This window comes from Halomonas sp. H10-59, assembly GCF_040070555.1.
GTDB classification, from domain to species: Bacteria; Pseudomonadota; Gammaproteobacteria; order Pseudomonadales; family Halomonadaceae; genus Halomonas; species Halomonas litopenaei.
In genome coordinates, this window is sequence record NZ_CP098828.1 from 3,403,253 (window position 1) to 3,421,455 (window position 18,203).

17 protein-coding genes are annotated in these 18,203 nt (G+C 64.0%); 9 read left to right on the forward strand and 8 right to left on the reverse strand.

The window, feature by feature from the left end; translation table 11 throughout:
* Window positions 1–85: 85 nt before the first annotated feature.
* From NFG57_RS14820 to NFG57_RS14845, 6 genes are all read right to left on the reverse strand, one after another.
* Complete coding sequence (locus NFG57_RS14820; RefSeq protein ID WP_348814630.1) at window positions 86–1,048, reverse strand: FAD-binding protein; 963 nt, start codon at window positions 1,046–1,048, stop codon at window positions 86–88.
* Window positions 1,045–1,797, reverse strand: a complete 753-nt coding sequence (locus tag NFG57_RS14825) for an electron transfer flavoprotein subunit beta/FixA family protein (RefSeq protein ID WP_348814631.1) — start codon at window positions 1,795–1,797, stop codon at window positions 1,045–1,047. The genes NFG57_RS14820 and NFG57_RS14825 overlap by 4 nt, the downstream gene beginning before the upstream one ends.
* Window positions 1,798–1,820: 23 nt before the next feature.
* Window positions 1,821–2,954, reverse strand: a complete 1,134-nt coding sequence (locus tag NFG57_RS14830) for an acyl-CoA dehydrogenase family protein (RefSeq protein WP_348814632.1) — start codon at window positions 2,952–2,954, stop codon at window positions 1,821–1,823.
* Window positions 2,951–4,093 carry a CoA transferase gene (locus NFG57_RS14835; RefSeq protein ID WP_348814633.1) on the reverse strand — a complete coding sequence of 381 codons (1,143 nt, stop codon included), beginning with the start codon at window positions 4,091–4,093 and terminating at the stop codon, window positions 2,951–2,953. Before NFG57_RS14835 ends, NFG57_RS14830 begins: the two co-directional genes overlap by 4 nt.
* A 584-nt stretch (window positions 4,094–4,677) precedes the next feature.
* Window positions 4,678–5,385, reverse strand: coding sequence for a histidine utilization repressor (gene hutC, locus NFG57_RS14840; protein ID WP_348814634.1), 708 nt, complete (start codon window positions 5,383–5,385; stop codon window positions 4,678–4,680).
* A gap of 202 nt (window positions 5,386–5,587) precedes the next feature.
* Window positions 5,588–6,451 carry an alpha/beta hydrolase fold domain-containing protein gene (locus NFG57_RS14845; protein WP_348814635.1) on the reverse strand — a complete coding sequence of 288 codons (864 nt, stop codon included), beginning with the start codon at window positions 6,449–6,451 and terminating at the stop codon, window positions 5,588–5,590.
* A gap of 175 nt (window positions 6,452–6,626) precedes the next feature.
* Between NFG57_RS14845 and NFG57_RS14850 the strand changes: the two genes are divergently transcribed.
* Together NFG57_RS14850 and NFG57_RS14855 are read left to right on the forward strand one after the other, a co-directional pair.
* Window positions 6,627–7,523 carry a glycine betaine ABC transporter substrate-binding protein gene (locus tag NFG57_RS14850; RefSeq protein ID WP_348814636.1) on the forward strand — a complete coding sequence of 299 codons (897 nt, stop codon included), beginning with the start codon at window positions 6,627–6,629 and terminating at the stop codon, window positions 7,521–7,523.
* Between the two features lie 203 nt (window positions 7,524–7,726).
* Window positions 7,727–8,740: a zinc-binding alcohol dehydrogenase family protein gene (locus NFG57_RS14855; protein WP_348814637.1), complete on the forward strand. Its 1,014-nt coding sequence runs from the start codon at window positions 7,727–7,729 to the stop codon at window positions 8,738–8,740.
* Window positions 8,741–8,961: 221 nt separating this feature from the next.
* Here the strand turns inward: NFG57_RS14855 and nspC are convergent, their stop codons facing one another.
* Together nspC and NFG57_RS14865 are read right to left on the reverse strand one after the other, a co-directional pair.
* Window positions 8,962–10,137 carry a carboxynorspermidine decarboxylase gene (gene nspC, locus NFG57_RS14860; protein ID WP_348814638.1) on the reverse strand — a complete coding sequence of 392 codons (1,176 nt, stop codon included), beginning with the start codon at window positions 10,135–10,137 and terminating at the stop codon, window positions 8,962–8,964.
* 3 nt (window positions 10,138–10,140) lie between these two features.
* Window positions 10,141–11,361, reverse strand: coding sequence for a saccharopine dehydrogenase family protein (locus NFG57_RS14865; protein WP_045992530.1), 1,221 nt, complete (start codon window positions 11,359–11,361; stop codon window positions 10,141–10,143).
* A gap of 690 nt (window positions 11,362–12,051) precedes the next feature.
* Here NFG57_RS14865 and NFG57_RS14870 point away from each other — a divergent pair.
* From NFG57_RS14870 to NFG57_RS14900, 7 genes are all read left to right on the forward strand, one after another.
* A complete protein-coding gene (locus NFG57_RS14870; protein WP_108448358.1) occupies window positions 12,052–13,050 on the forward strand; it encodes a TRAP transporter substrate-binding protein in 999 nt (332 codons plus the stop codon).
* 62 nt (window positions 13,051–13,112) lie between these two features.
* Window positions 13,113–13,625, forward strand: coding sequence for a TRAP transporter small permease (locus NFG57_RS14875; RefSeq protein WP_045992527.1), 513 nt, complete (start codon window positions 13,113–13,115; stop codon window positions 13,623–13,625).
* 2 nt (window positions 13,626–13,627) lie between these two features.
* Window positions 13,628–14,896 carry a TRAP transporter large permease gene (locus NFG57_RS14880; RefSeq protein ID WP_045992526.1) on the forward strand — a complete coding sequence of 423 codons (1,269 nt, stop codon included), beginning with the start codon at window positions 13,628–13,630 and terminating at the stop codon, window positions 14,894–14,896.
* A gap of 20 nt (window positions 14,897–14,916) precedes the next feature.
* Window positions 14,917–15,690 carry an SDR family oxidoreductase gene (locus NFG57_RS14885; RefSeq protein WP_348814639.1) on the forward strand — a complete coding sequence of 258 codons (774 nt, stop codon included), beginning with the start codon at window positions 14,917–14,919 and terminating at the stop codon, window positions 15,688–15,690.
* 16 nt (window positions 15,691–15,706) lie between these two features.
* Complete coding sequence (locus NFG57_RS14890) at window positions 15,707–16,642, forward strand: 3-hydroxyacyl-CoA dehydrogenase (RefSeq protein WP_222515868.1); 936 nt, start codon at window positions 15,707–15,709, stop codon at window positions 16,640–16,642.
* Between the two features lie 74 nt (window positions 16,643–16,716).
* Window positions 16,717–17,649, forward strand: a complete 933-nt coding sequence (locus tag NFG57_RS14895; RefSeq protein WP_348814640.1) for a 3-keto-5-aminohexanoate cleavage protein — start codon at window positions 16,717–16,719, stop codon at window positions 17,647–17,649.
* 11 nt (window positions 17,650–17,660) lie between these two features.
* On the forward strand, window positions 17,661–18,188 hold the full coding sequence (locus NFG57_RS14900; protein WP_348814641.1) for a gamma carbonic anhydrase family protein: 528 nt from the start codon (window positions 17,661–17,663) through the stop codon (window positions 18,186–18,188).
* Window positions 18,189–18,203: the final 15 nt, after the last annotated feature.

Here is an 18,203-nt window from a genome sequence, read left to right on the forward strand (position 1 = left end):
GCGCCGTCATCGGCGCCCGCGGGATGGATGATATTCAGGGGTTGAATGGCCAGCGCCGTTAAGCACGGAACTGTGGTCAGCCGCGTCAGCGCTCGGCCAGTGCCTGGTCCAGCTCGGGCAGTGCCTGGAACAGGTCCGCGACAAGACCGTAGTCGGCGACCTGAAAGATCGGCGCCTCCTCGTCCTTGTTGATGGCGACGATGACCTTCGAGTCCTTCATCCCTGCCAGGTGCTGGATGGCGCCGCTGATACCCACCGCGATGTACAGCTCCGGCGCGACCACCTTGCCGGTCTGCCCCACCTGCAGGTCGTTGGCCACGAAGCCGGCGTCCACCGCCGCCCGCGACGCCCCGATGGCGCCGCCAAGGGTATCGGCGATACCTTCGAGCAGGGCAAAGTTGTCACCGCTGCCCATGCCGCGACCGCCGGAGATGACCACCCTGGCAGCGCCCAGCTCCGGGCGCTCGCTCACCGCCCGGGTCTCGCCGACGAGGCGCGAGTGCTGATTGACGATGGCGATGTCGACGGACTCGATGGGTGCTGCGCTTGAGGCCTCGGCCACCGCCTCGAAGGCGGTGACCCGCACGGTGATGACCTTGACCGGGTCCAGACTCTGTACCGTGGCGATGGCGTTGCCAGCGTAGATCGGCCGCTTGAAGGTATCGGCGGACTCGACCGCGATGACCTCGGAGAGCTGGGCGACATCCGCAAGCGCCGCTACCCGCGGCAGCACGTTCTTGCCGCTGGTCGATGCCGCCGCCAGCACGTGGGTGTAGTCCCCGACCAGCGCCGCCACCAGATCGCCCATGGGCTCGGCCAGTTGATGGGCAAGGCTCGCCTGATCGGCCAGCCGCACCCGGCTGACGCCCTCAAGCCTTGCCGCCGCCTCGGCGATGCCCGCGACACCCTCACCGGCTACCAGCACGTCGATATCGACGCCACTTGGGTCCGCTGCGGTCTGTGCGATCTGCCGGGCGGCGGCCACCACCCGCGCGGTGGCCTCGCCGAGCTGTCCTTTGTGATGTTCCCCCACGACCAGAATCTTCATGCGATCACCTTGGCGTCGTTCTTGAGCTTGTCCACGAGTTCGGCCACCGAGGCCACCTTGATGCCGCCCTGCCGCTCGGGCGGCGGCTCGACCGCCTTGAGCCTGAGCCGAGGGCTGACGTCGACGCCCAAGGCGTCGGGCGTGGTCACCGCCAGGGGCTTCTTCTTGGCCTTCATGATGTCCGGCAGCTTGGCGTAGCGAGGCTCGTTGAGGCGCAGGTCGGTAGTGATAACCGCCGGCAGCGCCAGCGACAGGGTCTCGAGGCCGCCGTCGATCTCGCGGGTGACCTTGATCTGGCCCTGCTCTACCTCCAGGTCGGAAGCGAAGGTGCCCTGGGGCATGCCGCCGAGGGCGGCCAGCATCTGGCCTGTCTGATTGTTGTCACTGTCGATGGCCTGCTTGCCGAGCAGCACCAGCTCCGGCTTTTCCTGCTCGACGACCGCCTTGAGCAGGTGCGCCACCGCCAGCGATTCCAGCGCGACCTCGGTGTCGATGTGCAGAGCACGGTCGGCGCCGAGAGCCAGCGCCGTGCGCAACTGCTCCTGCACCGCCTTCGGCCCGGCACTGACCACCAGCACCTCACTGGCCACGCCGGCCTCCTTGAGGCGAACCGCTTGCTCCACGGCGATTTCACAGAACGGGTTGAGGGCCATCTTGACGTTGGTGAGGTCCACGCCGGAGTGGTCCGGCTTGACCCGGATCTTGACGTTGTGATCGATGACGCGCTTGACCGCGACAAGGATTTTCATGGGCTATCTCCCTTGCTGGGCGGTCAGGCGGTGATGGCACGGCCAATGATGATCTTCTGGATCTCCGAGGTGCCCTCGAAGATGCGGGTGATGCGGGCGTCACGGTAGTAGCGCTCGATCGGCAGGTCGGAGATGTAGCCGTAGCCACCATGGACCTGCACCGCGGCGTCGGTGACCTTGGCTGCCGCCTCGGAGGCCACCAGCTTGGCCACCGCCGACTCCAGGCTGAAACGCTGACCGGAGTCCCGCGCGTCCGCCGCCTTGTAGGTCACCAGCTTGGCGGCCTCGAGCTGGGCGTGCATCTCGGCCAGCATCCACTGGATGCCCTGGTGCCGGCACAGCGGCTTGCCACCGACGATGCGCTCCTTCGACCAGGCCAGCGACGCATCCCGAGCGGCCCGCGAGATACCGACGCTCATCGCCGCCACCTCGACCCGACCGCGATCCAGCACCTCCATGGCGGTGGCGAATCCGGCCCCCTCCTCGCCCATCAAGGCATCCAATGGCAGCACGCAGTCGAAGCCGATCTCGTAGATATGGCTACCGCGCAGGCCCAGGGTCTTCTCGGGACTCGAGAACTCGAGACCCGCGGTGTGGCGATTGACCAGAAAGGCAGAGATGCCGCGGTGGCCCTGATCGGGGTCGGTCTTGGCATAGACCACCAGGAAGTCGGCGAAGGCGCCGTTGGTGATGTAGTGCTTGGTGCCGGTCAGGTGCCAGCCGTCGCTGGTGCGTACCGCCCGGGTGCGCATCTCGGCGGGATTGGAGCCGGCCCCAGGCTCGGTCAGGGCGAAGGCGCCCAGCTTCTCGCCACTGGCACACTGGGGAAGCAGTGTCTGCTTCTGATCCTCGGTGGCGCCGATCAGTACCGAGTCGGTGGCCAGAAAGTGAGCAGTCAGCGATGAACAGGTGGCCGCGCAGTGGTAGGCGATCTCTTCCACCGCCAGCGACATGGCGATGCTCGAGATTTCCACACCAACGTACTGCTCGGGCAGGTTCATGCCCCAAAAGCCCAGCTCGCCCAGGGCGTCGAGGCTCTCGCGGCAGAACTCCCGCGTTTCGTCGTAGCGCGCCGCATTGGTCTTGAGCACCTCAGCACAGACGCGGTGAGCGGCGTCCTGGAAGGCGATGTCATCTTCATTGAAGGTAAAGTTCATGCGTCGATCTCCTTGTCGAGGTGCTGTGATTCGAGACAGGCGTTGTGTTGGCCAAGCGTCGGCGCGGGGCGATCGCAGACGACCCGTCGGCCATTGAAGAACACCGGTTGGGCCGGCGAGCGCCAGTGCCCCATATCGAGCAGCAGCTGGCGGTCTTCGGCATGCCGGGATTCGGCAAGCTGAGCGATGTTCCAGATCGGAGACGCCGGCACTCCCGCCTGATCGAGACGCGCGCAGACCTCCTCCACGGTGAACTGGCCGGTCCAGTCTTCGATCAGCAACTTGAGTTCGGCCTGGTGGAGACAGCGCTGCTCGTCGTCGACAAAGCGCGCATCCTCGGCGAGTTCTGGCGCCTGCATGCACTCGGCCAGGCGAGAAAACAGCGTGTTGTTGATCACCGCGATGATCACCTGGCCATCCTTGGCCTCGAAGCTGTCGAAGGGCGCCGACAGCGGATGGCGGTTGCCGATAGGGGAAGGCGCCTGGCCGCTGGCGACGAACTGCGCCAGGTTGGTGACCTGCATCGAGAACAGGCAATCGAGCATGGACACATCCAGATGGCAGCCCTGGCGCTCGGGGTCACGTTCACGGGCGAACAACGCCGCTGCGATCGACCAGCTGGCGAACATTCCGGCGCACACATCGCCCAGCGACTCGCCGATGCGGGTCGGCATCCCGCCATCGGGTCCGGTGGCCGCCATCATGCCCGACAGCGCCTGGGCGATGATGTCGTAGGCCGGCTTGGCGCGCATGGCACCGCTCTGACCGAAGCCGGAGATCGAGCAATAGATGAGACGGGGGTAGCGCGCACGCAGCGTCGCCTCGTCGATTCCCAGGCGCTCGGTCACCCCGGGCCGAAAGTTTTCCACCACCACGTCAGCGCTCTCGCATAGCTGATGAAAACGCTCGAGGTCCTGGGGGTCCTTGAGATTCAGACACAGGCTCTTCTTGCCACGATTGAGCATCGAGAAGTACAGGCTTTCGCCCTCGACGTAAGGCGCAATATGACGGCTGTCATCGCCCTGCCCCGACTCGACCTTGATCACCTCGGCGCCCAGGTCGGCCAGCATGGCGGTGCAGTAGGGCCCGGCGAGCACCCGGGACAGGTCGAGGACGGTGATCCCCTTGAGTGGTTGCATAGCGTCTTGCCTCCGGTCTTGTTGTTGGCAGTGACATCGAGCGCTGACGGCCGCTCAATATGTATATACATATCTATCGCTAAAATGACCAGCTTTCCACCCAGACATTCTTGCCAAAAATCTCAGAACGAAATTTATTTATTGTTTTTTAAACGTTTTCTATAAAATAGGCTTTGAGATTTATCGACCAAGGTCTAATGACAAATGGTGACACCAGGCGCTTGTGGCACATATTGGTATATACACCTAACGTCATCGACGACCCGCATCGATGTCGAGGGAGTCCTCGGCACGACACCCTGAAGCCCGCCGGGAACCCGAGAGATGGTCATCGAGGGCAACGTCAGGGAGGGGGAGAACGACGGGCGCCAAGCGTTCGTCAGCGCTGCCAGTAGAGAGACAGCAGAGAGATAGCAGGGTGATAGGAGGGAGTTCGGCGAGAGAGCTTGCCGGGGGAGATCACCGAGAGAGGGAGGTGAAAACGCGAGCGCTGCATGACACCAAGCCACAGCCGTCGCCACCCTCACAGTAAAGACCTGCGAAGGGAAGCCGTCCGAACAGCGCGGCGATGCGCCAGGGTAGCTTCAGGTATTGCGGGAGGCGTTCAGCTTGTAGCGCTTGCCGGGATGCAGAAGCTGGGTGTAGCTGATCAACAGCTCCCCGGACCAGGTACGCCGCACCACCAGCAGGCAGGCGTCGCTGGGAGACATCTCCAGCAGCGCCGCTTCCTCGTCACTTGGCAGCATCGCCTCGACGCTGTTCTCGACGTCGGTGACCGGATAACGCGCCACCAGGATGGCGTTGGGCGTCTGGCGCTCGAAGTCCTGCTGCAGGTAGTCCGGCGCCAGCTTCGGGTTGACGTGGCGTCGCTCGAGCTGGATCGCCACGCCATTTTCCCGATGCACGATCTCTGAGTAGAACACCCGGGTCCCGGTCCTCACCCCCAGAAAGACGGCGACCTCCTCGGATGCGGCCACCTCCTTCAACGCGATGATCTCACTTGAGTGCTCGCCGCCTCGCAGGCGGATCTCGTCGGCGATATTGCGGATGTCGAACAGCGACGATTCGGACTTGCGCTGACTGACGAAGGTACCAGACCCCACCCGGCGCACCAGCAAGCCCTTCTGTACCAGATCGCGTATGGCCTTATTGGCGGTCATGCGGCTGACCCCAAACTGGGTAGCCAGCGCATTCTCGGCAGGGATTCGATCACCGGCGACGTAGGCCCCGCTCTCGATCTCGGACAGCAGATATTCCTTTATTCTTGCGTAGCTGGGCCGCGAGCTTGCCATGCAACGTCCTGTGGGCAATGGGAAACGCCAAGTGTAGCCATGCTCCCGGCCCCAGGGAAGCCGAGGTGAATATCAAAGCATCGTCGTCAACGGCAGGCACGTCTCGACGCAGGGATTCCGGCTCCCCTCCGAGCACAGCGTTAACACCGTCTCTTGGTCGCCCGGCGGCAGAACTTCACCTCCGTCGCGCCCCCCCTGCTTCTCACTCACTCCCGTCATGACTCGCTGCTGCCTCGATTGAAGCGTTGAGCCGCGAGCAAAAGGTCCGCCAGGCAGCCTGCATGGGTCTCAGCCTGGGAAGGCCATGCAGCGCGCTATGCACCATGCCTTCGGCGATCTCCAGAGAAACATGCACTGAAGTGCCCGACCATCGCTCCACGGCATCTGCCGCCATTGCCGTCAGCGGGTCGTGCTCTGCCGCCAGCACATGAACGTAGCGCGACGGCGGAAGGCTCACATCATGACAGGGAATATCGGCCGCGACCGACCGCCACAACGCCATGACATCGTCGCGTGTCAGCAGCGGTGCGTCCGGCCCCAGCGTCGTCATATGCGGCGTACCGACGACCGGATAGATCAGCCCCAGCGGTGGTACGCCAACGCCTTCCCGAGTTAGCGTGGCTGCTGCATCCATTACCAGCCTGCCCCCGGCGCTATCCCCTACCGCGGCGACAGGATCACAGGTTCGCCACACGCCAAGCACATCCGCCAGTGCTTCGCGGTAATTCGCTTCAGGCAGCAGCCGATAGTCCACGCTGACCACTTCGCGGCCCAGCGCCAGCACCAGGGCTTCGGCGACGCCGCGATGGCTACGACTAGACCCGAGCGACCAGCCTCCACCATGGGCATACACCACCACGCCATCGCCTCGACCCACGCCATCACGCGCCCACAGCCTGGTGACCGGCACACCGGTGATCTCGGTGACGTCGCAAGCGATTGCCGAGCTTCTCACCTGAAAACTTTCGCACAGGCGCTCATAGCCAAGCCGGGAGTCGGCGACTGTCATCCCGTCAAGCTGATTGAGCCCCTTTTGATAACAGTTGATGAACTCTTCGATTTCCATGCGGCTTTCCGGGCACCTTTCCACGTAATGAAGCGTGAGATCATGGTAGCGATTTCTGCAACTTTCAGTCATTTGCATCTGCAATCGTCCCCATTGCAAAGACTCGTGCGTCGCCCCTTGGCAGCGAGCCCCGCTGGCCTAGACTTAAGGCTCCACCCCATAACCGGACTTCTAGATGACACTTCAACGCCGTGCCACGACAACAATCACCGCCGGACTGCTCACCCTCTTTGCCATAACATCTCATGCTGACGACAACATCGTGGTCGGTGGCAAGAACTTTACCGAACAGCAGATCATCTCGAGCATGACCGCCCAGTACCTTGACCATCTCGGCTACGACGTGGACAAGCGCGCCGGCATGGGCTCGGCGGTGCTGCGTCAGGCCCAGGAAAACGGCCAGGTAGACCTCTACTGGGAGTACACCGGCACTTCCCTTATCGTCTTCAATGGGGTCGAGGAAAAGCTCGATTCCCAGGAAACCTATGACCGCGTCAAGGCGCTGGATGCCGAGAAGGGACTTGCCTGGCTCGAACCTTCCGGCGTCAACAACACCTACGCGATCGCCATGCGAGAGGCCGACGCCGAGGCCATGGAGATCACCAGCATTTCGGACATGGCAGAAGCGGTCAACGCCGGCGAGGACCTGCTGTTTGCCTCCAATGCAGAATTCTACGCCCGACCTGACGGACTGCGGCCGATGCAGGACATCTACGGCTTTCAGTTCGAGCGTTCCGACATCAAGCGCATGGATACCGGCCTGACCTACACGGCGCTGAGAGACGATCAGGTGGACATCGCCATGGTCACCACCACCGATGGACGCGTATCGGCCTTCGATCTACGTATCCTCGAGGACGACAAGGGCTTCTTCCCGCCCTACGCCATGACCCCCGTGGTGCGCCAGGAGGCGTTGGACACCCACCCCGAGCTGGAAGCCCAGCTCAATGCTCTCGCTGCCAAGCTCGACGATGAGGTGATGACCCGCCTCAACGAACAGGTGGACGTGAACCGCGACGTCGTCGAGACGGTCGCCGAGCAGTTTCTCGTCGACCAGGGACTGATCGACTGACCATACGCCAACATCCCCAAGATCCCTTCCCCACCAACCGGTCACAAACGGCCTGGCAGGCGGTTTGTGGCCGCTATTTCTTCTGCATCCTGAGGGCGCCATTGTCCGGGAATTCCGAATAGTGTGTTTGGCGGCCGCCGGTGTTTCACGACTCCATAGCACGCTAAGGTGCTGCCATTGATGAACACCTTACGGGAGATCCCATGAAAGCTATCGGTTACCACGCCCCCGGCCCCATCGACCACGACGACGCCCTGGTCGATCTGACCCTCGACACACCACAGGCCAGCGGTTTTGACCTGCTGGTCAAGGTCGAGGCGATTTCGGTCAACCCGGTGGACGTCAAGATTCGCCAGGCCCGTGCACCCGAAGAAGGCCAGCCTGCGGTAATTGGCTGGGATGCGGTCGGCGAAGTAGTCGCCGTCGGCGACCAGGCCTCACGCTTCGCCGTGGGCGACCAGGTCTGGTACGCCGGCGACATCTCACGCCCGGGCACCAACAGCGAGTACCATCTGGTCGACGAGCGCATCGTCGGGCATGCGCCTCGCTCCATCCCCACCGCCCAGGCAGCGGCGCTGCCGCTCACCACCCTGACCGCCTTCGAGATGCTGTTCGATCGCCTGCGGGTGCTTGATCCGGTCCCCGGTGCCGCCCGTGCGGTGCTGGTGATCGGCGGTGCCGGCGGCGTGGGTTCCATCACCATCCAGCTGTTGCGCGCCTTGACCGACCTGCAGATCATCGCCACCGCCTCACGCCCGGAGACCCAGGCCTGGGTGAAGGAACTCGGCGCCCACCATGTGATCGACCACAGCCAGCCGCTGCCCGAGCAGGTCGAGGCACTGGGCCTGGGTGCGCCAGCCTTCGTGTTCTCGACCAACTATTCGGAGCACTATGCCCCCCAGGTGGCCGAGTTGATCGCCCCCCAGGGCCGCTTCGGGCTGATCGATGACCCAGAGACGCTGAACATCACCCCGTTCAAGCCCAAGGCGGTGTCGATCCACTGGGAGCTGATGTTTACCCGCGCGCTCTTCACCACCGACGATATCGCCCGACAGGGCGAGATCCTCGACAAGGTGGCGGGGCTGATCGACACGGGGCGGGTTCGCTCCACCGCCACCGACAGCTACGGCACCATCAACGCCGACAACCTCAAGCGCGCCCATGCGCTGATCGAGAGCGGCAAGGCCAAGGGCAAGATCGTGCTCGAAGGTTTTTAAGGCGCAGACGAAAAGACGCCCGCCCCGCTCGGCAGTGCCGAACGGGGCGGGCGTCTTGCGCAGCGAAGACGGTCCGATCGAATCGATACCACGATCAGCGTCAGTCGAGCTCCAGAACCTCGGACTCGAACCTCGGTCTCAATCCTCAGAGCCGAATCAGGCCCTGACCTCGGCCCCGAATCTCAGCCCCCGACCTGGGCTTTGCACCTTCCACTCTGCCGTCAGGACAGGCGTTCGCGGAAGTCCTGATAGCCGAACTCGCGGATCACCCTGAGCTCACCGGTCTCGGAGTTCCACACCGCAATGGCCGGCAGGCGCGTGCCATTGAAGGTGGTGGTCTTGACCATGGTGTAGTGGGACATGTCCTTGAAGATCAGCTTCTGACCGATCTCAAGCGGCTCGGGGAAGCTGTAGTCGCCGATCACGTCCCCGGCCAGACAGGTCAGCCCGCCCAGTCGATAGGTGTGCGGATACTCGCCTGGCTCCCCCGCCCCCAGCAGACCAGGGCGGTAGGGCATCTCCAGCACGTCCGGCATATGGCAGGTGGCCGAGGTGTCGAGGATCGCCTGGTTCAGCGCATTGAAGCTCGTGTCCAGCACCGTGGTCACCAGCACCCCGGAACCGATGGCAACCGCCTCGCCGGGCTCCAGGTAGACCTGCACCTGGTGACGCTCGGCGAAGTCACGCACGCAGCGGATCAGGTCGTCACGCTGGTAGTCGGGACGGGTGACATGGTGGCCACCGCCGAAGTTGACCCACTGCATGCGCCCGAGCAGATGGCCGAAGCGCTCTTCCACCGCCGCCAGGGTACGCTCGAGCGGCGGGAAGTCATGCTCGCACAGGGTATGGAAGTGCAGGCCGCTGATGCCGTCGAGGCTCTGCTCGTCGAGCTCGGACAACGGGATACCGAGCCGCGACCCCGGTGCGCAGGGATCATAGATCGGTACATCGCCCTCGGAGTGCTCGGGATTGATGCGCAGCCCGAAGCGCAGCCCCGGACGACGCGCCAGCGCCTCGCGCACCAGCGGCTGGGCCCGCCGCCACTGGGCCGAACTGTTGAACACCACATGGTCGGCGATCTTGAGGATCTCGGCCAGATCGGCGTCGCTGTAGGCGGCACCGAAGACGTGGACCTCGCCACCATAGTGCTCACGCCCGAGCTGCGCCTCGTGCAGGCCGCTGGCGCAGGTGCCGCTCAAGTAGCGCGACACCATCGGCGCGAAGTGCCACATGCTGAAGGCCTTGAGCGCCGACAGCACCTTGGCACCGCTGGCCTCGGCGACCTCGGCGAGGATCGCCAGGTTGCGCTCCACCGCCACCTCGTCGACGACGTAGCAGGGTGACGGCAGCTCTTCGGCGTCCAGCCGCGTGATATCCGTGAACTGAAGGATCTCCACGCCTTAGAGGTCCTCGCCCTTCTGCACGTCCAGACGGAACGACGGATCCAGCTCGATGACCTTCCACGGCAGACCGTACTCGTTCATGTCGGCCATGAACGGATCGGGATCGCACTGCTCCATGTTCCACACGCCCGGGCGCTTCCAGTGGCCCTCGAGGATCATCTTGGCGCCGATCATCGCCGGCACGCCGGTGGTGTAGGAGATCGCCTGGGACTTCACCTCGGCGTAGCAGTCCTGGTGGTCGCAGATGTTGTACAGGTACATGACCTTTTCCTGGCCATCCTTCTTGCCGCGGACCACGGTGCCGATGCAGGTCTTGCCCTTGGTGCGCGGGCCCAGAGTGGAGGGGTCGGGCAGCAGGCTGGCCAGGAACTGGATCGGCACGATCTGCTGGCCGTTGTACTCCACCGGCTCGATGCCGGTCATGCCGACATTCTTCAGCACCTCCAGGTGCTTGAGGTAGCTGTCGCCGAAGCTCATCCAGAACTGGGCACGCTTGAGGCTCGGGAAGTGCTTGGACAGCGACTCCAACTCCTCGTGGTAGAGGCGGTAGATGTTGTAGTCACCGACCTCTTCGGGGCAGCTGAAACGGGCCATCTTGGACATCGGCGGCGTGGTGACGAACTCGCCATCTTCATAGTGGCGGCAGTCCGCGCTGACCTCCCGGATGTTGATCTCCGGGTTGAAGTTGGTGGCGAAGGGATAGCCATGATCGCCGCCGTTGACGTCGATGATGTCCAGCTCCTCGATCTCGTCGAAGTAGTGCTTGGCGAGATAGGCGGTGAACATGTTGGTGGCGCCCGGATCGAAGCCGCTGCCGAGCAGCGCGGTCAGGCCGGCCTGCTTGAAGCGATCCTGGTAGGCCCACTGCCACTTGTACTCGAACTTGGCGGTATCCAGCGGCTCGTAGTTGGCGGTGTCGAGGTAGTGCACGCCGGCGGCCAGGCAGGCATCCATGATGCTCAGGTCCTGGTAGGGCAGCGCCACGTTGATGACCAGCTCCGGCTTCTCGGCTTCGAGCAGGGCAGTCAGCTCGGCGACGTTGTCGGCGTCGACCTGGGCTGTGCGAATCGGGCGCGGCAACTGCTCGGCGATGGCCTTGCACTTGGATTCGGTGCGACTGGCCAACAGGATATCGGTAAACACCGATTCAAGCTGCGCACACTTGTGAGCGACGACACTGCCCACACCGCCGGCACCGATGATGATCACTTTTGACATAACAATACGCTCCCGCCTGAGTACAACGACCCGTCAAGATGGATAGGCCCGGTCGAGGTGAGCCGAATCGCGACCCACGAGGCTCGTCCACCCGACGAGCCCCCTACCCTACTACCGGACGGCGCATGCTAACCAGATTTGCCGTTTCACGCCACGGCTTTTCGCCCCTTAGCTGTGCGTCGCCGAGGTGGATGTCAAGGCGTGCCACCGACCTGGCGACAGTGTAGTCAATCACCACCAGATGACAGCTTGATGTGACGCTGTCGAGCGCCTGGTGCGAGCCCATGTACGAGCCGCCCTCACCTCGCGCCAGCTCACTCCACCTCACGCCAGCCCACTCCAGCTCACTCCACCTCACGCCAGCTCATTCCAGCTCACTCCAGCTCGCGCCAGCCCACTCCACTTCAGGCCTCCTGACGTCACTTGCCCCAGCCTCCACCCGACGCTACAAAGCGCGCACGCCACCCATCAATCCACAAAAAAAGACTACGTAGTCACTGAATTAAACTAAAGTATATTTAATTAATATTCAGCAACTTACTTCACATACATGGATCATGAAATTTTCTATTGTTGAATACGTATGTCGTTTGGATTTACAAGTGTGCACTCCGCAGCGCCACCACCTCGAGCGCCGCCGATTGCCCCTCGCTGCCGGCCAGGGGCTCACAACGACAACAGGAGAGCTCCATGCGCCACTTTCACCCCCTCCCCTTCAGCCTGACCGCCCTGACCGCCGCTGTCGGTCTTGGCCTGTCCGCGACCGCCCTTGCCCAGCAGGAACGCACCATCGACGTCAGCCTGCCGCTGGGACCCGAGTCACAGCAGGGCATCGGTATCCTCAAGTTCGGTGAGGAACTTGAGCGCCTGTCGGATGGCCGTCTGACCATCGAACCTCACTACGACAACGCCCTGGGCGCCGAGCGTGAGGTCATCGAGGGCATGGGGCTTGGCATCATCGACGCCGGCATCGCCTCCACCGGCCCCATGGGCGGTTTTGTCGACGAGTTCCTGCTGTTCGACCTGCCCTACATCTTCGAGGACCACGAGCACGCCTACGGCTTCCTCGACAGCGAACACGGCGAACAGCTCGCTCAACTCGCCGAAGAGCAGATGAACGTCAAGTTCCTGGCCTGGATGGAAAACGGCTTCCGCCACAACACCAACTCGGTACGCCCGCTCGAGCACCCGAGCGATCTCGACGGCATCAATCACCGCACCCAGGAAAGCCGCGTTCAGGTGGACACCTGGGAAGCGCTGGGCGCCAACGCCACGCCGATGGCCTGGACCGAGGTCTACACCGCGCTGCAGCAGGGGGTCATGGACAGCCAGGAAAACCCGCTGGCCACCATCTACGACGTCAACTTCTACGAGGTCCAGGACTACCTGAACATCACCCAGCACGTCTATTCGCCGGCGCCGCTGATGATGAGCCTGAACCTGTTCAACTCGTTCAGCAAAGAAGATCAGCAGATCATCCTCGAAGCCGCGCAGATCGCACTGCCGGTGCAGCGTGAGGCCAGCCAGGAGCTGGAGCAGCGCTACAAGGGCGAACTGGCGGAACTCGGCATGACCGTGACCGAGCCGGACCTGGGCCCCTTCCGTGAGGCCGTCCGTCCGGTGATCGACAAGTGGGCACCGACCGTGGGCGAGGACCTGGTCGACGCCGCGATCAACTTCGACCACTAAGCAACAAGGCGCCCGCCGAGCCCATGGCAAGGCGGGCGCCGTCTCTTCCTGCGAGGCATCCCATGCAATCCTTCCTGCAATTCGTCAACGCCGGGATCGGGCACTTCAACCGCTTGATCGGCTGGGGCCTGGCGCTGCTGCTTCTGGTCATGACCGTACTGATCTTCTGGCAAGTCTTCGCCCGATTCGTGGTCGGCAGTCCCTTGTTCTTCTCCGACGAGATCGCGCGCTTTTCGATGCTCTGGCTGACCTTTATCGGTGCCGGCTACGCCTACCGCAAGGGCACCCTGATTTCGGTCGACATCGTGCTGGAGTATTGCGGCGAACGCGTGGGCCGCCTGATGCGCATCCTGGTTGTGCTGTGCTCGGCGGTGTTCGCCTTCGTCATGATCAAGTACGGCTTCGAGCTGGTCGGCCGGGTCTCCAGCCAGACCGCCCCCAGCACCCGAATTTCGATGATGTGGCCTTACCTCGCCATCCCGGCAGGCGGCATCGTGATCATGGTCAATAGCCTCGGCCTGCTGATCGACGAAGCCCTGGGCCAACCGGTCCACCACCATCAGGAGGTGAACTGACCATGGCACTGTTACTGTTCGTCCTGCTGATTTCACTGTTCATTCTTGGCGTCCCCATCGCCTTCTCGCTGGGCTTGGCCTCGGCCATCACCGTCTGGCACGGCGACCTGATGCCGATGCTGATCGTCGCCCAGCAGATGCTGGCCTCGGTCAATTCCTTTCCGTTGATGGCGATCCCGTTCTTCATCCTGGCGGGCTACCTGATGCAGGGTGGCGGCATCTCCAAGCGCCTGGTCGACTTTTCCAACACCCTGGTGGGCAGCATGACCGGCGGCCTGGCCATGGTGGCCATCGTCACGTCGCTGTTCTTCGCGGCGATCTCCGGCTCCGGCGCCGCCACCACCGCCGCGATCGGCGCCATCCTGATTCCCGCCATGCTGTCCAAGGGCTATCCCGGTGGCTACGCCGCCGCCAACCAGGCCGCCTCCGGCGCCCTCGGCGTGATCATCCCGCCCAGCATCCCGCTGATTCTCTACGGCATCGCCGCCAACGTCTCGGTTGGCGACATGTTCATCGCCGGTATTCTGCCGGGCATCCTGGTGACCCTGACCCTGCTGGTGTTTGCCTACTTCTTTGCCCGTGCCAATGGACTTGGCGGCGGAGAAAAAAGCTCGCTCGGCGACGTCTTTCGCGCCGGTAAAAAGGCGATTCTGGCCATCCTGATGCCGGTGATCATCCTCGGTGGCATCTATGGGGGTGTCTTTACGCCCACCGAAGCCGCCGTCATCGCGGTCGCCTACTCCTTCGTCATCGGCACCCTGATCTACCGCGAGATCAAGTTCGCGAGCCTGGTCGGCATCCTCAAGCAATCCGCCGTGACCACCGCGGTGGTGCTCAGCATCATCGGCGCCGCCGGGCTCTATGGGCGCATCCTGCAAAGCCTGCGGGTCCCCGACATGATCTCGGACTTCGTGATCTCGGCCATCGACAGCCCGCTTCTGTTCATCCTGCTGGCGAACCTGTTGCTGCTTCTGGCCGGCATGTTCATCGAGGCCGCCGCCGCCATCCTGATCTTCGTGCCGATCCTGCTGCCGATCGCGGTGAGCTACGGCTTCGACCCGATCCACTTCGGCATCATCATGGTGGTCAACCTGGCCATGGGCATGTTCACCCCGCCGGTCGGGCTCAACCTCTTCGTCGCCTCCCAGATCACCAACATCGGCATCGCTCGTCTGACCTGGGCGGTCATGCCCTTTGTCGCGATCGTGCTCGCCAACCTTCTGATCATCAGCCTGCTGCCGGTGTTGTCCACCTGGCTGCCGTCGCTGTGACCCCACACAAGGAGAACACCATGAACGTCGTTGAAAGCCTCACCCCGCGCCAGGGACTGCGCGTGCTGGTCACCGCCGGCGCCTCCGGCATCGGCCTGGCCATCGCCAAGGCCTTCGTCCAGGCCGGCGCCAGGGTCCACGTCTGCGACATCGACAGCGAGGCCCTGGCCGCCCTGCCAGACGGCATCACCCATACCCGTTGCGACGTCAGCCGCGAAGACGAGGTCGCCCGCCTGTTCGATGACGCCCGCGCACTCGGCGGTCTCGATGTGGTGGTCAACAACGCCGGGATCGCCGGCCCCACTGCGGGCATCGACGAGATCGATCACGCAAGCTGGACCCAGACCATCGACATCAACCTGAACGGCCAGTACCGCGTCGCCCACCGCGCCGCGCCGCTGCTGCGCGAAAGCCAGGGACTGCTGGTCAACCTGGCCTCGGTGGCCGGACGGCTTGGCTTCGCCTACCGCACGCCCTACGCCGCGAGCAAGTGGGCGGTGGTCGGCCTGACCAAGAGCCTGGCCTGCGAGCTCGGCCCGGACGGCGTGCGGGTCAATGCCATCCTCCCGGGCATCGTGCGCGGGCCACGCATCGAGAAGGTGATCGAGGACCGCGCCGCCAAGCGCGGCATCAGCTACGCCGAGATGGAAACGGAGAACCTGTCGAAGATCTCCATGCGGCGCATGGTCGAGCCCACCGATATCGCTGCCATGGCGCTGTTCCTGGCGGCGCCGGGGGGCAGCAACATCAGCGGCCAGGCACTCAGCGTCTGCGCCAACGTCGAATCCCTGTGACCACGGAAGCCTCCTTATGACCAGACCCGTAGGTATTCTCGGCGCCGGCCTGATCGGCCGCGCCTGGGCCATCGTGTTCGCCCGAGCCGGCATCGACGTGCGCCTGCATGACGCCGCAGACGAGGCGCTCGAACGGGCCCGCGACGCCATCGCCACCTCCCTCGACGACCTCCACCAGGCGGGGCTGATCGAGGACCCGGAGCGGGCGATGTCGCGTATCCGCTACGACAGCGACCTGGCATCGGCCATGGCCGGGGTCGGCTACGTGCAGGAGTGCGGGCCGGAAGATGTCGAGACCAAGCGGCGCATCTACAGCGACCTTGAAGCCGTGGTGGCCAAGGACACGGTGCTGGCCAGTTCGACCTCCGGTATCGCCGCTTCGCGCTTCACCGATCACCTCCATCACCCTGACCGTTGCCTGGTGGCCCATCCGGTCAATCCGCCCTACCTGATCCCGCTGGTGGAAGTGGTGCCGGCGCCGGCCACCGGGCAAGCCGCGGTGGCGTCCACCATGGCGCTGCTGGAGCAGGCCCGGCAGACACCGATCCTGGTCAACAAGGAAGTCCCTGGCTTCGTGCTCAATCGCCTGCAAGGCGCCTTGCTCAACGAGGCGCTGAGACTGTTCGCAGACGGGGTGTGCTCCGCCGAGGATCTGGACAAGACGGTCAAGCACGGGCTGGGCCTGCGCTGGTCGTTCATGGGGCCCTTCGAGACCATCGACCTCAATGCGCCCGATGGCGTGGTCGACTATGGCAACCGCTATGGGCCGCTGTATCGCGACGTCGACCGCGAGCGCGGTGACGACGATCCCTGGCAAACCACGACCCTGGCGGCACTCGACCAGCAGCGCCGTCAACAACTGCCGGCCCAGCGCCTGGGCGAGCGACAGGCCTGGCGCGACCGACGCCTGATGGCGCTGATCGCCCACCAGCAGACGCTGACAAACGATTGACCCGGGCCAACGACGGACCCAGACCAGCCACTGTCCCACCTTACCCGCCTATCCATCATTCAAGGACCCGACCCATGGCAAAGCAACGCAAGGTCATCATCACCTGCGCGGTCACCGGCGCGATCCACACCCCGTCCATGTCGCCGCACCTGCCGGTCACCCCGGAAGAGATCGCCGAGGCAGGCATCGCCGCCGCCGAGGCCGGCGCCTCGATTCTGCACCTGCATGCGCGTGATCCCGACAACGGCAAGCCGACCCAGGACCCGGCCATGTTCGAGCGCTCCCTGCCCCGCATCAAGGACGCCTGCGACGCGGTCATCAACCTCACCACCGGTGGCAGTCCGCACATGACGGTGGAGGAGCGCATGCGCCCGGCCATGGAGTTCAAGCCCGAGCTTGCCTCCATGAACATGGGCTCGATCAACTTCGGGCTGTTCCCGATGCTCGACCGCTACGCGTCGCTTGAGCACCAGTGGGAGCGTGAGCACCTGGAGAACAGTCGCGACCTGGTGTTCAAGAACACCTTCGCCGACATCGAGAAGGCGATGACCCTGGGCGCCGAGAACGGTACCCGTTTCGAGTGCGAGTGCTACGACATCGGACACCTCTATTCCCTGCGCAACCTGCTCGACCGCGGCGTCATCGGCGGCCGCGTGTTCGTCCAGAGCGTGTTCGGCATCCTCGGTGGCATCGGTCCTCACCCGGAGGACGTGATCCACATGCGGCGCACCGCGGACCGGCTGTTCGGCGACGCCTACGAGTGGTCGGTGCTGGGCGCCGGCAGCAGCCAGATGCGCATCGCCGCCCAGGCCGCCGCCATGGGGGGACACGTGCGGGTCGGACTCGAGGATTCGCTGTGGCTGGGCCCGGGCAAGCTGGCCGAGACCAACGCAAGCCAGGTCGCCAAGGTGCGCGAGATCCTCGAGGGTCTGTCGTTTGAGGTGGCGACACCGGACGAAGCGCGTCAGATGCTCGGACTCAAGGGCGCCGACCAGGTCGGCTTCTAGGGAGACGGGCAATGACCCTGTATCGACTCGGGGGCAAGGCCCCCGATATCGCCGCCAGCGCGCTGGTGTTCGACGAGGCCACGCTGATCAGCGACGTACGCCTGGGTGAGCGCGTCAGCGTGTGGCCCGGGGCCGTGCTTCGTGGCGACAATGCGCCTATCGTGGTGGGAGACGACAGCAACCTGCAGGACGGCTGTGTGGTTCACTCGGACCCCGGCTATCCGGTTACCATGGGACGCCAGGTCACGGTGGGTCACCTGGCCATGCTGCACGGCTGCCGCATCGGCGATGAGGTGCTGGTGGGGATGAATGCCACGGTACTCAACGGTGCCGACATCGGTGATCGATGTATCATCGGCGCCGGCGCGCTCGTCACCTCGGGCAAGCGCTTTCCCCCTGGCTCGTTGATCGTCGGCAGTCCAGCCAAGGTGGTCAGAGAACTGACCGAGGACGAGATACAGTCGGTGCGCGACAATGCCAGCGTCTACACCGACAAGATCGCCGCCTATGCGTCTCTGGAGCCTGTCGAGCCGGCGTGATCGCCGGCCATTTCT

Coding starts and splice junctions, on each gene's coding strand:
- NFG57_RS14820 (WP_348814630.1), bottom strand. CDS start 1,048: ATGAAGATTCTGGTCGTGGGGGAACATCACAAAGGACAGCTCGGCGAG.
- NFG57_RS14825 (WP_348814631.1), bottom strand. CDS start 1,797: ATGAAAATCCTTGTCGCGGTCAAGCGCGTCATCGATCACAACGTCAAG.
- NFG57_RS14830 (WP_348814632.1), bottom strand. CDS start 2,954: ATGAACTTTACCTTCAATGAAGATGACATCGCCTTCCAGGACGCCGCT.
- NFG57_RS14835 (WP_348814633.1), bottom strand. CDS start 4,093: ATGCAACCACTCAAGGGGATCACCGTCCTCGACCTGTCCCGGGTGCTC.
- hutC (WP_348814634.1), bottom strand. CDS start 5,385: ATGGCAAGCTCGCGGCCCAGCTACGCAAGAATAAAGGAATATCTGCTG.
- NFG57_RS14845 (WP_348814635.1), bottom strand. CDS start 6,451: ATGGAAATCGAAGAGTTCATCAACTGTTATCAAAAGGGGCTCAATCAG.
- NFG57_RS14850 (WP_348814636.1), top strand. CDS start 6,627: ATGACACTTCAACGCCGTGCCACGACAACAATCACCGCCGGACTGCTC.
- NFG57_RS14855 (WP_348814637.1), top strand. CDS start 7,727: ATGAAAGCTATCGGTTACCACGCCCCCGGCCCCATCGACCACGACGAC.
- NFG57_RS14865 (WP_045992530.1), bottom strand. CDS start 11,361: ATGTCAAAAGTGATCATCATCGGTGCCGGCGGTGTGGGCAGTGTCGTC.
- NFG57_RS14870 (WP_108448358.1), top strand. CDS start 12,052: ATGCGCCACTTTCACCCCCTCCCCTTCAGCCTGACCGCCCTGACCGCC.
- NFG57_RS14875 (WP_045992527.1), top strand. CDS start 13,113: ATGCAATCCTTCCTGCAATTCGTCAACGCCGGGATCGGGCACTTCAAC.
- NFG57_RS14880 (WP_045992526.1), top strand. CDS start 13,628: ATGGCACTGTTACTGTTCGTCCTGCTGATTTCACTGTTCATTCTTGGC.
- NFG57_RS14885 (WP_348814639.1), top strand. CDS start 14,917: ATGAACGTCGTTGAAAGCCTCACCCCGCGCCAGGGACTGCGCGTGCTG.
- NFG57_RS14890 (WP_222515868.1), top strand. CDS start 15,707: ATGACCAGACCCGTAGGTATTCTCGGCGCCGGCCTGATCGGCCGCGCC.
- NFG57_RS14895 (WP_348814640.1), top strand. CDS start 16,717: ATGGCAAAGCAACGCAAGGTCATCATCACCTGCGCGGTCACCGGCGCG.
- NFG57_RS14900 (WP_348814641.1), top strand. CDS start 17,661: ATGACCCTGTATCGACTCGGGGGCAAGGCCCCCGATATCGCCGCCAGC.